At 59.1% G+C, this 12,920-nt stretch carries 10 protein-coding genes; 7 read left to right on the top strand and 3 right to left on the bottom strand.

Translation table 11 applies throughout. The features are described 5' to 3' along the window. Genes RID11_RS14015 through RID11_RS14005 form a run of 3 tightly spaced genes read right to left on the bottom strand, consistent with a single transcriptional unit; the run spans nt 1 to nt 3,254 of the window. Nucleotides 1-813: a tyrosine-protein kinase family protein gene (locus RID11_RS14015; RefSeq protein WP_350140235.1), complete on the bottom strand. Its 813-nt coding sequence runs from the start codon at nt 811-813 to the stop codon at nt 1-3. A gap of 30 nt (nt 814-843) precedes the next feature. Continuing rightward, nucleotides 844-2,400, bottom strand: a complete 1,557-nt coding sequence (locus RID11_RS14010; protein WP_350140233.1) for a GumC family protein — start codon at nt 2,398-2,400, stop codon at nt 844-846. Continuing rightward, a complete protein-coding gene (locus RID11_RS14005) occupies nt 2,397-3,254 on the bottom strand; it encodes an ExeA family protein (RefSeq protein ID WP_350140231.1) in 858 nt (285 codons plus the stop codon). Before RID11_RS14005 ends, RID11_RS14010 begins: the two co-directional genes overlap by 4 nt. Before the next feature lie 551 nt (nt 3,255-3,805). Between RID11_RS14005 and RID11_RS14000 the strand changes: the two genes are divergently transcribed. From RID11_RS14000 to RID11_RS13970, 7 genes are all read left to right on the top strand, one after another. Beyond that, nucleotides 3,806-4,483, top strand: coding sequence for a sugar transferase (locus RID11_RS14000; RefSeq protein WP_350140230.1), 678 nt, complete (start codon nt 3,806-3,808; stop codon nt 4,481-4,483). A gap of 132 nt (nt 4,484-4,615) precedes the next feature. Further along, on the top strand, nt 4,616-7,063 hold the full coding sequence (locus tag RID11_RS13995) for a tetratricopeptide repeat protein (protein ID WP_350140228.1): 2,448 nt from the start codon (nt 4,616-4,618) through the stop codon (nt 7,061-7,063). Between the two features lie 122 nt (nt 7,064-7,185). After that, nucleotides 7,186-7,791, top strand: coding sequence for a polysaccharide biosynthesis/export family protein (locus tag RID11_RS13990; protein ID WP_350140226.1), 606 nt, complete (start codon nt 7,186-7,188; stop codon nt 7,789-7,791). 51 nt (nt 7,792-7,842) lie between these two features. Next, a complete protein-coding gene (locus tag RID11_RS13985) occupies nt 7,843-9,213 on the top strand; it encodes a hypothetical protein (RefSeq protein WP_350140224.1) in 1,371 nt (456 codons plus the stop codon). Between the two features lie 163 nt (nt 9,214-9,376). Then, nucleotides 9,377-10,972 (top strand): VPLPA-CTERM-specific exosortase XrtD, encoded by a 1,596-nt coding sequence (gene xrtD, locus RID11_RS13980; protein ID WP_350140222.1) that lies wholly within the window; start codon nt 9,377-9,379, stop codon nt 10,970-10,972. A 216-nt stretch (nt 10,973-11,188) separates the two neighbouring features. Further along, nucleotides 11,189-12,157 carry a PEP-CTERM sorting domain-containing protein gene (locus RID11_RS13975; RefSeq protein ID WP_350140220.1) on the top strand — a complete coding sequence of 323 codons (969 nt, stop codon included), beginning with the start codon at nt 11,189-11,191 and terminating at the stop codon, nt 12,155-12,157. Between the two features lie 110 nt (nt 12,158-12,267). Then, on the top strand, nt 12,268-12,918 hold the full coding sequence (locus RID11_RS13970) for a rhomboid family intramembrane serine protease (RefSeq protein ID WP_350140218.1): 651 nt from the start codon (nt 12,268-12,270) through the stop codon (nt 12,916-12,918). The last annotated feature ends 2 nt before the right edge of the window (nt 12,919-12,920 follow it).

Raw genomic sequence — 12,920 nt, 5'->3', positions numbered from 1 at the left:
TCAGTAGTAATCATACCCTTCGGCATCGCTCACATAGCGGCACTTGTTGAGCACGATCCCCATCACATTCGTCAATTCCGCCACCTGACGCTCGGCCTGGTCGATACGGCTCATCGGGGTGGATTCGGCCGCTGCGATGATCACAGCGCAGTCGACATTCTGGAGAAAGGCAATGTTGTCATCGCTGGCGTTGAGAGGTGAAATGTCAAAGAACGTCAGATCGGGGGAATAGTCCCTTTCTATCCCATCCAGCGCCTCACGTGCTGCACGGCTCAGCAACAGCTCCGATGGGTTCGAGGCAGGTCCGTTATTGAGGCCGAAACCCACGCGCTCGCCGAGGCGCAGGCCATGTTCCGCAAAGCGTACGTGACCGTCCAGCAGCTCGGCCATGGAATGATCGGGTTTCTGCGCCAGAACCTTATGCAGCGCGGGACGCCGCAGGTCGAGATCGAGGCACATCACGCGCATGTCGCGCTGTCGCTCGAAGCTGAAGGCCAGATTGGCCAGAGTGGTTGATTTTCCAGCCCCCATATCGGGCGATACGATCGCTACACGTCGCCAATCGTTGGTCTTTGCCTGATGAATGATCTTGGTCCGCAGAAGATCATAGGGTGCCGCATCCCGTCCGGGTTCGGCGGCGACCACGCGATTCCGCTTGAGCGCGGCGCGGTTGAGCTTGAAGGGAGCAAGCGCTGTCCAAGCCTCCTCAACGGGTTGGCTCGGGCTGGGTGTCGCGGCATGTTGCGTGCGTGTTGCGCTGCCCTGCTGGCGTTGCGCACGCGCCTTGGCCAGCGCTTCCTGAATGCGTTCCATCTCAAGCGCTCCTGATATGTTTGCGACCGATCACCAGCGGACCCCGATCTTGTTCATGGCCCGATCGGCGAGAAGGTCGAGCGGCAGGTAATACAGGTGGATCGCGTAGACCGCAGCGGGCAGCCCGACAAGGATTGCCAGATAGATCGTGAGCTTGATCAGGCGCTTCCAGACAATCTCTGATCGGCTGCGCATGTAAGGAAGGGTCGCCAGCGGACGCACGCCGATTCGTTTCACGATATCTTCAGGACGTCGGGCGGTGCGGTTAAGGAGCTCGATCAGCAAAATCAAGGCGATGCCACCGACGATACCGAACATCGTGCCGCCGCCCGCGATCAACATCCGGTTTGGTTTGGTGGGCGCGTTGGGCACGGCGGGCGGCTCGATGACCGATATACGGCCCCCGCGAGAGAGCGACTCGATCCGCTCGCCGGTGCTGGCCTTGGCCAAGCGATCAACGGCAAGGTTATACTGTTCCTCGATATTGTTGTAGGCACGCGTCAGCTCTTCCAGGGCGACCGAATTTGCCGGGGTTTTCGCGAGCGACTCAGACAGTGCAGACAGCCGCTCTTCGGTCTCGCCGCGCTGTTCCTGTAACATCGAGATACGCGCGTCGATCTCGCTGAGTTGCAGGTCGAGCGTGGTCGAGCCGGCGCGTCTCTCCGGTGTTTCCGTCTCGGTTTCAGGGGAAGGCTCGGGTGCCGCTGCGATCCGCTCTTTGACTTGTTCGACACGCGCCTGCAGCATCTTCACCCGCGGGTTTGTTTCCGAATAGATCGACAGCGCCTCGTCGAGTTGGCTTTGAAGTTCTTGTAGGCGCTGCTCATCGGGGGATAGCTGTGGCGCGGCTCGTTCCTGCGTCAGCTGCCCGGTCGCCTCGAAAATCTCCACCAGACGGGTGCGCTGATTCTCCAGTGAGGAAATATCCCGATCAATCTGGCGCACTTGCTCCTGCAGCGTGGCTTGCTGATCCAGCCGGTAGTCGAGACTTTCCGGAAGGGCCCCGGAATTCGCGGTCTTGAACTCCAGGATGCGCGCACTTTGCGCATCGAGATCCTGGCCCAGCCGTTCGACCTCCTGCTGGAAGAATTCCAGTGTATTCCCAGCCCGCGATGTGCGGAATTCGGCATTCTGACGTTCGATCAGTGTCAGATACTGATTCAGCACGCCGGCTGCAATCTGCGGGCTGCGCGCCTCGAAAGTGATGTTCATAATCGGCGTCGGGTTGCGCCCTCTGGGTTTTACAATGATTGTGCGGGCACGCATCGCCCCCACGACCTCATCGGCGGTCATCTTCTGAATATCCTCGAACACGGCCTGGCTGCGCGCCACATCGAGCATGTTGGCCCGCGTCATCAGCCGCTGCTCAATGATCTCGATTTGCTCTATGAGGCCCACCATGACTGTCGAGCTGGCAAGTTCCGAGGGAATCTGCGGCCCTTCCAGAAGCAGACGGGTCTGCGACTCGTAAGCTGGCGGCAGCGCGAAAGCCGCGATCCCCGCGACGGCAGACACGACCACCGACACCACCAAAAAATAATGCAAGCGTCTGAGAAAGATCGAGAAGTAGTATTTAAGTTCGCTCATGTCGCGTCCGTCTCTTCGGTGCCCATTGTGGCTGCAAAGAACAGCCCGTCATTGAGCACGCTATTCAGGGTATCTTCTGTCACAGTTTTCTGTTCCTTGCTCCAGGCATAGACCATCGCGATATCACAGAGCTGATTGACGAGCCGAGGCACCCCGCCAGTCTGTTCATGAGCCATCCGACAGGCGCCATCGGTAAATTCATCCCCGTGCCCACCGACCGATTTCAGTCGGTGCCGGATATATTGCGCGACATTTTCGGCGTCCATCGCGGGGATGTGAAAGCTTGCTGCGACCCTTTGCGCGAGTTGTTTCATGTTTGGGCTGCGAATGACATCGCGCAGTTCGGGTTGGCCTACCAGAATCAACTGGATCAGCTCATCCTTGTTGGCGTTGATATTGGTGAGCATGCGTAGCTCTTCCAGACCTTCCATCGACAGGTTCTGTGCCTCGTCAAAGATCAGCACAACGCGCCGGTCGGCGGCATATTCGGCAATAAGGAAATCCTGAAGCGTCTGGAATTTCTGAACATAGGTGGAGTCGTTGGGCACATCTACCGATAAAGCATTCAGAACCCATTGCAGAAGTTCACCCCGCCCGCCCTGCGCATTTGAGATCAACCCGATTGTAATCTTTTCGTCGGTGTTCTTCAGAAGGTGCTGAACCAGCGTTGTCTTGCCCGAGCCAATCTCACCGGTCACGACGGTGATTGGGGCGCGTGAGAAGATCCCATAATCCAGAATCGTGTAAGCGTTACGATGTGCCTTGGACCAGTAAAGAAAGGTCGGATCGGGCAAAAGCGTGAACGGACGTTCGGACATTCCGAAAAATTCTGCGTAGAGGGTCTCCGGTTTCATATGCATCTTTCACATAACATCCTTATTCAGAACTCGCTCTCAACACATTGAGAATATGGCAGAGTTCCGCTGGAATTAAGAGCATAAAATACCCGTATCAAGTCACCTTAGCGTCTGCCCTCTCGACGCACCCTATGCAACAGACGAATCCTTCGCATTCATGGCACAAGCAAGAAATTTTCGAGGCTTTGCGCTCGTATTGCCTTTTTTCACCCTGAAAAGCGGCGAATCATGTAGAGTAAAGAAGAGACGATGAGGCAAGTTTCAGTTATCTGTTTCGCGCGTATCGACAATCGCTCTCAAGATGTTCGAATGTTATTTTTATTTTTAAGGGTGAAGAGGCTTAAATCCAAGGCTTTCAAGCATTTGCACCTCGAATTTTTGAGACTTGGGCAAAATTATGTCTTGTTTTGGGCCGCCCTTAAATGTTCACTTGCATGGGGGCGTAAACACGGATCACGTGCTGCTGGTCAGTGAATTTGGTTAAAACATGCCTCACCGGTTTGGTGGGTGGAAATTCAACCGTGTGATATGTGAGTTGGGGATATTATATGACCTTCCGGGATTATTCCGATACGTCAATTAAGGTAGATACTACCAAGCCACATTCCGGCCGACGCCGTGCCATCTATCGTATCGGGGCGAAGCGCTGCCTTGATGTCGTTCTGGTTCTGATGACGTTGCCGATCTCCTTGCCGCTTATTCTGGGCATGATGTGTCTCGTGGCGATTGATGGAGGCAGTCCGATCTACAGACAGAAACGTCTGGGTCGCGGTGGGCGCGTTTTCCATATGGTCAAGATCCGCACCATGGTGACCGGGGCTGATGCTCTGCTGGAATATCACCTGCGCAATAATCCCGAGGCGCGTCGTGAGTGGGATGAGACCCAGAAGCTCAAGCGAGACCCCCGGATTACAGGGGTGGGCTGCTTCCTGCGCAAGTCATCGCTCGACGAGTTGCCGCAGCTTTGGAATGTGCTCAAGGGTGACATGTCGCTGGTCGGGCCGCGCCCGATGATGGTGGACCAGAAGGAACTCTACCCGGGGAAAGCCTATTATGAATTGCGCCCGGGTATTACCGGTCTCTGGCAGATTTCGGAGCGCAATGAGACAAGCTTTGCCGAGCGGGCCGGCTTTGACAATCGGTATCTGGCGACACTGTCATTCTCGCAGGATGTGGCGATCCTGTTGCGCACTGTAACTGTGGTGCTGCGCGGAACCGGATACTAAAGCGGGCGTTTCGGGGTTCGGCAATTGGACGCTTTCCACCCCCGGCTGGAATAGTCAAAATGTGGTTTATCCAGACCGGGCGGCTGGCACGTAAGGATTGTTGCCCGCGCCCGAACATGCAAGAGTAGCAATATGATAAAACCAACCTTTCTGGCATTGGCCACCGCTGGCCTCTTATCTTTTTGTGACACGGCAGAAGAACGCGCTGCCGGGCACTTCCAATCCGGCCTGGAATTGCTGGAGGAGGGCGATGTGGATCGTGCTCTGGTCGAGTTCCGCAATGTCTTCAAACTGGACGGCACGCATCGTGAGGCGCGGTTGCGCTATGCCGAGGCCGAGCGCGCGCGTGGAAATATCCGTCAAGCCTATGGCCAGTATCTGCGACTGGTCGAGCAATATCCCGACAGTTTGCCCGGACAGCGCGCCTTGGCCGAGATGTCACTCACAATCAATGACTGGGAGGCGGCGCGGCGGCACGCATCCGCTGCAGCAGAACTGGCCCCCGAGGATACCGTGGTTCAAGCTGTGAATGCCACGATCGCCTATCGCGATGCGCTGGCCGGCTCGGGGGATGCTGCCGCCCGGCGCGAAGCGGTTACCAAGGCTCAAGCCCTCGTATCGGAAGACCCGGACCTTATGATCGCGCGGCAGGTGGTCATCGACGATCTCATTCGAAATCAGGATTGGACGGCGGCGCTTTCGGCGATAGATGCGGCGCTTGCACGGGAGCCGGATGACCGGCAACTCTACACGATCCGTCTCGGGGTTCTCAATCAACTGGGTGAGACCAGTGAAATTCGCGCTCAGCTTGAGGATATGATCAAGCGGTTCCCAGAGGATCCGAACGTCCTGGGGACGCTGGTACGGTGGTACATGTCACAGGGCAATGTGGATGCGGCACAGGCCTTCCTTAAGGACCGTGCCGACAAAGACCCCCGGGAGATTGACGATATCGTCACGTATATCCGGTTTCTTGCCGAAGCGCGTGACAACCAATTGGCCTTGGCCGAGCTTGAACGTATCCTTGATGGTGACCCGCCCGAGGTCGAGCGGTTGACCGCGCTTCGCGCTGGCTTTCGCTTTGATCTGGGCGAGCAGGATGGCGCCATTGCCGAATTGGAAGACCTGATCGACGGGATGGAGCCTTCCGACGAGAGGCGCAGCATCATGGTCATGCTCGCCCGGATGCTGGATGCGACCGGCAATAGTGTCGGTGCCCGTTCATTGGTCGAGCAGACCTTGGAAGAAGACGAGAGCCAACCGGACGCTCTCAAGATGCGGGCGGGCTGGCTGATCGAGAGCGACCGCACCGATGAGGCAATCGTCGCCTTGCGCTCTGTTCTCGGCGAGACCCCGAATGATGCTGGGGCGATGACGCTGATGGCACAGGCGCATGAGCGAGCAGGCAATCGCGATCTCATGGCCGACATGCTGAGCCGTGCGGTAGACGCATCGCGCAACGCGCCCGGGGAATCGCTGCGCTATGCCAGATACCTGATCGGGCAGGACAATCTGCGCTCCGCGGAAACCGTCCTGATCAACGCACTGCGGCTGGCCTCTGATAATGTCGCGCTTCTCGGTGCGCTGGGTGAGGTTTACATGGGGGATCAGGACTGGTCCCGCCTCACACAGGTGATAGAGACCCTGCGCCGTCAGGAAGGACCCTCTGCCGAACGCCTCGCCAATGAGCTGAAGGCACGTCAATTCGCGGCACAGGATCGCGAGGACGAACTTTTGAGCTTTCTCGACACGCTTGCGGGCGAGGGCGCGCGTGGTCTGGGGGCGGCCGCGACCATCGTGCGTGCCCGTCTTGCAGAGGGCGATGTGGAAGGGGCGCAGCAATATGCGCGCGAAACCCTCGACGCGAATCCCGAAGACCCAAATGCACGGTTCCTGATGGCGTCGGTGCAGGCGGTGACCGGTGAAATCGAGGCCGCCGAGGCGACGTTTCGGGAACTCGCCGCAGACGCCCCGCAGGATCAACGGTTCTGGCTGGCACTCTACAATATTAGTGCCGCACAGGAAGATAGCGAGGCGGCTCGGAAGGCGCTGCGGGATGGGTTGGAGGCCTCGCCCGGTAGCCTGCGACTCAATTGGGCGCTCGCTGGCATTCTTGAGCGCGAAGGCGACGTGTCCGGTGCCATCGAGATCTACGAGAAGCTTTATGCCGCGGACAGCAACAACCTGATCATTGCCAACAATCTCGCAAGCCTGCTGGCGACCGGCCGCGAGGATGCCGAAAGCCTTGACCGGGCACATGAAATTGCGCGGCGCCTGCGTGATCGCGCAGTGCCGGCCTTTCAGGATACCTATGGCTGGATCGCGTTCCGTCGCGGTGATCTTGATACGGCGCTTTCCGCGCTGGAACCTGCGGCGGCGGGCCTGCCGGGCGACCCCACAGTGCAGTACCATCTTGCACGAACCTATGCCGCGAGAGATGAGCAGGCCGAGGCGCTCGCGCAGTTCCGCAAGGTCGTCGAGGCCGTGGGCGAGGGGCCACCGCCTGCATTCATGGCCGAGGTGGAGGCGGAAATCGAGCGGCTTGAGGCTGCTGTCGGGGATGACGACGCCCAGAACTGACAAAATACCCTGAAATTGCTACAAATCTGCCGCAGCCTAGCGCTTTATGTTTCTTAGGTATTTTTCCGGTACGGCAAATACCGTAAGTTCGACGCAAAATGAAAAACTGACAGAGGCACGGGATGATCAGATTTCTAACAGCGCTTCTTCTCATGGTGGGACTGGCCGGTGTGGCCACAGCGCAGAGCAACTATCGCATTCAGCCGGGTGACACCCTGCAGATCGAGGTTCTGGAGGACGCCAATCTAAACCGCAGTGTTCTGGTCTTGCCCGACGGCTCAATCAGCTTTCCGCTGGCCGGGACGGTCAAGGCAGGTGGGCGCACCGTCGACACAGTGGCGAGCACGCTGTCGTCGGAGATGGCCAGCAATTTCGCAGTCGAGCCGACCGTGCTTGTCTCGGTCGCTGCCCTTGCGCCGAAGGACCCTCGGGGCGAGGTCGAACCGGACCTGATGAATGTCTATATCGTCGGCGAGGCGAATGAGCCCGGTCGCAAGGAAGTGCTGCCCGGCACCACGCTCTTGCAGTTTCTGGCCGAAGCGGGCGGGCTTTCGCGCTTTGCGGCTGAGAAGCGCATCCAACTGCGGCGCGTCGATCCCCAGAGTGGGCAGGAGACGGTTTATCGTTTCAACTACCGCAGCATGGGCGGCAGCGACAGCATCAGCGGTACGACGGTGTTGGCCCCGGGCGACGTGATCGTTGTTCCGGAGCGGCGCCTTTTCGAATAAGGGCGGGTTGTGAGACGCGCGCAAGGTCTGATCCGTACTGGTTGCCTGTCCGTGCTCTTTCTGGGCGCGGGCCCGATGGTGGCACAGCAGGGCAGCAGCCCCGAGGCTGGCGGCCCGGTTCTGACATTCGGGATAAGTTCGACGCTCAGTGCGACGGACAATTACAACCTCGACCCCAATAATAGCGAAAACGCTGAGCTTTTCGACAACAGGCTGTCCTTCGGCTATGAAAACCGGCGTGCCAATGATGTGCTCAGTTTCGATCTGAGCGGGGTGTTGCGCGCGAGCGAGCCACCGGGGGGCAGCAAAACATTCGATGATCAGCGGGCGCGGATCGGCTATGACCGGCAGGGAGTGAACAGCACGCTGAGTTTTGGTGCAGATTACTCACTGTCCTCGGTGGATGCGCTTGATCCGTTCGACGAAGATCCTTTCTTCGAAGATGACCCGTTGGAAGAGGGCGATCTTACGCAAGACCGTGGCGACCGTGAACAGATCGGAGCCCGGTTCAGCTTTGAGAGCGGGTTGAATGATCCGGTGGGCTTCATCCTTGATGGGCGCTACCGAGAGCAGACGTTTACGGACACAACCGACCCGGATCTGTTCGACACCGAGACATTCAACCTCTCCGCCACGACCCGTTTCACGCTGAGCCCGATCACCGAAACGCGGGTGGTTCTGCGCTATGAGGACTACAGCGCCGATGATGTGCCGCAAACCGACCGCCAGACCAGCAGCGTCAATCTGGGGCTGACGCAGGCGCTGTCGAAGGTCGATACGCTTGATGTGTCGCTTGGGCTTCAGGATATCGAGACCGAGGAAACCCTCGGCGGTGTGCGGGGCGCAGACCGGGAGAGCGGTTTGATTGGCAACATTGGCCTCTCCCGTGATCTGAATAGGGGCACGATCGGCACGACATTTGATGTGAGCGAGAGCGAAAACGGCCGGACTGCGACCTGGCTTGTCAGCCGTGACATGCCCTTGCCGCGTGGCGCGATCGGGGTCAGCGTCGGGGTGACCAGCGATGTCGAAGATTCGATTATTCCCGTGGGCAGCGTGGATTTCACCCATCAGATGAAGCGCAGTACTCTGACGGCGTCGCTGGAACGACAGGTCACGACCAGCTCACGTTCAAACGAGTTGCGGACCACACGCGCCTCGCTGGGTTACAATTACGAGATCAACTCGCTGTCGGCCCTGGAGTTTTCGGCAAATGTCGCGGAGCTTGCCCAGTCGGGCGGACCGGTGGTCAACGATACCGTCCGTGCCGACCTTCGCGCGGCCTATTCCCGCGAGATCACCGAGGATTGGCGGCTTTCTTCGGGTTATGAGTATCGCATGCGCGACGAGGACAGTGTTGGCTCTGCCACGTCGAACCGCATCTTTCTGACGCTTGAGCGGAATTTCGTACTGCGCCCGTGATCCGGGGCACTGTATGCGATTGAAAAACAGTCTGTTCAGGCCGCTCATTCTTGGGCCATGGGGCCTGTTTTGAATCGCCTTGCTTCGGGTTTTCCGATAGAAATTCCGGGAAGGCAGGCCCTTCTTTGGGGTACGGTGAAATAGACAAGTGGAGTGTGACACCATGTCGGTGACGGATCAGGCTGGTTCTGGGGTCCTTGCCCGCCCGCTTAACCCGGCGGGCATTATGTGGTTCACGCTGCTCTTGGCTGGGTCGATCCCGATCTTCTGGATCGGATTCGTGTCTCTGGCGCAGGCCTGGTCCACGGCCGAATACAGCCACGGCCCTCTGATCCCGCTGATCTCCCTTTATCTTTTCCTGCGGGAACTGCGCCGCCTGCCGCCACCAAAACCGGTGGTTCGGGATCGCGGCCCGGGCCTTTTCATCCTGACCCTCGGGCTCCTGCTGGCGATTGCCGGGAACCTGACGCGCATTCCCGATATCGTCACCTATGGCTTCATCATCTGGGTCGGCGGTGTGGTGCTGACGATCTTCGGCTGGGAGCGGGGCAAGCTGCATCAGCTTGGCGTGGTGCATCTGATCTTCATGCTACCCCTGCCGCAGTTCATCTATCTCAAGATGACCATCGTGCTGCAGACCATTTCCTCGGAGATCGGCGTCTGGTTCGTGGCGCTGATGGGGGTGCCGGTCTATCTCGAAGGCAATGTGATTGATCTCGGCGTCTACAAGCTGCAGGTCGCCGAGGCCTGTTCGGGCCTGCGCTATCTCTTCCCGATTCTCAGCTTTTCCTATCTCTTCGCGATCCTCTATCGTGGGCCGATGTGGCACAAGGCGGTGCTGTTGCTCGCGGCAGCCCCGCTCACTGTGCTGATGAACTCTTTCCGCATCGGGGTGATCGGCGTGCTGGTCAACAGCTACGGCATCGAGCATGCCGAAGGCTTCCTGCATTATTTCGAAGGCTGGGTGATTTTCGGTGCCTGTATTGCGATCCTCTTTCTGATGGCCGTGGCGCTGCAACGGCTGACCCCGGATCCCAAGCCGCTCTCGGAGGCGATTGATCTCGACACCACCGGCTTCGGTGCTATTGCCGCCCGCATCACCGGCATCCGGGCCTCGCGCGGACTGGCTGTGGCTGCACTCCTGACGATCGGGGTCTCGGCAGGCTGGGCGCTGCAGCAGAGCAATGAGCCCGCGCCGCTGGACCGCGATCCCTTCACGCTCTACCCGCGCCAGCTTGGCGAATGGTCGGGCACGTTCTCAATGCTGGAGCCGAATATCGAGCAGGTTCTGGGGGCGACCGATTACCTTGCCGCGTCCTATCGCAACCCGGCAGAGTCTGCCCCGGTGGAACTCTTCATGGCCTTCTATGAAAAACAGACCGAGGGCGATGGCATCCACTCGCCGGAGGTCTGCCTGCCTTCGGGTGGCTGGGAAATCTACAGCTTCGAGACCGTACCGTTGGATATGGAGGGCACAGGCTACGGCACGTTTGAGGTCAACCGCGCGGTGATCCAACAGGGGCTGTCGGAACAGCTTGTTTATTACTGGTTCGAACAGCGCGGCAAGCGGATGACCAATGATTTCAAGGCCAAGATGAGCGTGGTCTATGACGGACTGATAATTGATCGTACAGACGGTGCCATTGTACGCTACATCACCCCGATCCTCAAGGACGAGCCCGAGGGTGCCGCCGACGCTCGGTTGCAGAAATTGATGCGCGAGAGCCTGCCAAAGTTGCCACGGTTCGTGCCGGGGTGAGCGAGAGTCCTTTCTGAGAAACAATGCTGCGTCGGAAAGGCATATTGTTTCGGCATGGAGTCGGGCCGTAGGTCTTGCGTCCGTCAAAAGTGAAAACGTGGCGAAAAGATGGTGCAATTGCGGCTTTTGTCGGTAAACTCTTCGTGAGATTTCAAGTCTCGATGCAACGTTCTAAACGAGCAGTCATTTTGAATAAACCGACGGAGATATAGTACCATGAAGATCATGCGCAATGCTGCCATTGCCACCGTGGCATTGGCAGCCAGCCCTGCGGTTGCCAGTACGGTGCCGCCTACGGCGCTCCTGGAATCCAGTGGCGTTCTATCGCTCAGTGGCGGAGGCGGCTTTCAGGCCGAAGGCGATCTGCGCGCCGAATATCGCGCGCCGTCACCGGGATCCCGGCCCTATATCTTCAGCACCAGCCTCAGCTTCGGCACGCTCAACGTGACACCGGATGTCACGATCACGACGCCTGAGATCGTGATCTCGGAAGAGAAGGAACGTTGCTTCCCCTTTGTCGGCTGCTTTACCACCCCGGCCGTCGTTCTGGACTCCCAAACCATCAATGTCAGCCCCACTGTGCCGCTGACCGGGATTGGCACGGTGTTCGAAGGTTCGGTTCGTAGCCCCGATCTGCCGTTGGGCAACGTCTTCGCGTTCGATTACGGCACACCGCTTCTGGGCACGCCGCTCAGCTTTGGCGATCTGGTGCAGGACCAGTTCGAGACCGGCGATGCAATGGTCAGCGTGACGGGCGGGGTCGGGCCGTTCAATTCCGTGTTCGATTATGACGGTGAGTTGCAGCCGGGAGGCGAGGTGATCCTGGCCGAGTATGCCCTGGGCATCACCGGGCCCGGCATTCTGGGGGATATCGAAGCCTTTGCGCTCGACCTGATCAACGACAACACCGATCAACTGACCGGGCTTGCCTTCGATCTGTTCCTCGGGACCGACCCTTGTAGTGGCTTCGGCCCGTTAGCGGGAACCTGTAATGCCCTGCTGGCTGGGCTTGACCCCGATGCGTTCGACCTGACCGTCAACAGCATCGGGACGCTCAGCGCCGACTATTCGCTGGCCAAGTCGATCGTACCGGTCCCGCTGCCCGCAGCCCTGCCGCTGATGGCCGGGGGTATCGGGCTTCTGGGTCTGATGGGCTGGCGCCGTCGTCGTGACATCGCAGCCTGATCACGAGACAGTGCAGTGATCCTGACGAGGCGGCCTATTAGGGGCCGCCTTCTCATATTCTGACACTGGTTTAGCTTGAGTTTCCCGCGTTGCTCGCGCATCCAGTGAAGATGGAAATCCGCCCACCCTTGCCTGCGCGTCGAGTCTTCATTGCCCGCCATTGGGTGCTGATCGTTCTCGTGCTGGTCTGCGTTATCATTGAGATGATATTGCAGGGAGCCGACTTTGGCCTTTGGGGGTCGCCGCGTTGGCGCGGGCTGGTTTATCAGAATGGCGGATTCTGGCGGGGGCTTCTGGACAACTGGCAGCCCAACTACGCGGCGCAGCCCGCAGTGATGTTCGCCAGCTACGGTTTTTTGCATGGTGGCTTCATTCATCTGCTGGTCAACATGATCACGCTCGTCTCGCTCGGGCGGCTGGTGATCGAGCGGGTGGGGCAATGGCGGTTTGCATTGATTTATGCGCTTTCGCTTCTGGGCGGGGCCATGGGCTTCGCACTCCTGTCCACGGCGGTGCAGCCGATGGTGGGGGCGTCTGGGGCGCTCTTTGGCCTTGCTGGGGTGCTCACGGGCTGGGAATACACGGCACGGCGTCTGGCGCGTGAGGGGGTGGGACCGGTGCTGCGGGTGATCGGCCTGCTCGTCGGGCTCAATGTCGTCATGTATTTGGCGATGGGGGGCAACCTCGCCTGGGAGACCCATCTGGGCGGATTTCTGGCGGGTTGGGCCGCAGGATGGTGGGTGCGCGAGCGCGACACATAGGC

Source organism: Roseovarius sp. (genome assembly GCF_040219995.1).
In the GTDB taxonomy this organism is placed as follows: domain Bacteria; phylum Pseudomonadota; class Alphaproteobacteria; order Rhodobacterales; family Rhodobacteraceae; genus Roseovarius.
This window is presented reverse-complemented; position numbering and strand designations above follow the sequence as displayed.

What these genes read in the sequence shown, in the direction of transcription:
- RID11_RS14005 (WP_350140231.1), bottom strand. Translation starts at nt 3,254, where the DNA reads ATGAAACCGGAGACCCTCTACGCAGAATTTTTCGGAATGTCCGAACGT.
- xrtD (WP_350140222.1), top strand. Translation starts at nt 9,377, where the DNA reads ATGTCGGTGACGGATCAGGCTGGTTCTGGGGTCCTTGCCCGCCCGCTT.
- RID11_RS13975 (WP_350140220.1), top strand. Translation starts at nt 11,189, where the DNA reads ATGAAGATCATGCGCAATGCTGCCATTGCCACCGTGGCATTGGCAGCC.
- RID11_RS14015 (WP_350140235.1), bottom strand. Translation starts at nt 813, where the DNA reads ATGGAACGCATTCAGGAAGCGCTGGCCAAGGCGCGTGCGCAACGCCAG.
- RID11_RS13995 (WP_350140228.1), top strand. Translation starts at nt 4,616, where the DNA reads ATGATAAAACCAACCTTTCTGGCATTGGCCACCGCTGGCCTCTTATCT.
- RID11_RS13990 (WP_350140226.1), top strand. Translation starts at nt 7,186, where the DNA reads ATGATCAGATTTCTAACAGCGCTTCTTCTCATGGTGGGACTGGCCGGT.
- RID11_RS14000 (WP_350140230.1), top strand. Translation starts at nt 3,806, where the DNA reads ATGACCTTCCGGGATTATTCCGATACGTCAATTAAGGTAGATACTACC.
- RID11_RS13970 (WP_350140218.1), top strand. Translation starts at nt 12,268, where the DNA reads ATGGAAATCCGCCCACCCTTGCCTGCGCGTCGAGTCTTCATTGCCCGC.
- RID11_RS14010 (WP_350140233.1), bottom strand. Translation starts at nt 2,400, where the DNA reads ATGAGCGAACTTAAATACTACTTCTCGATCTTTCTCAGACGCTTGCAT.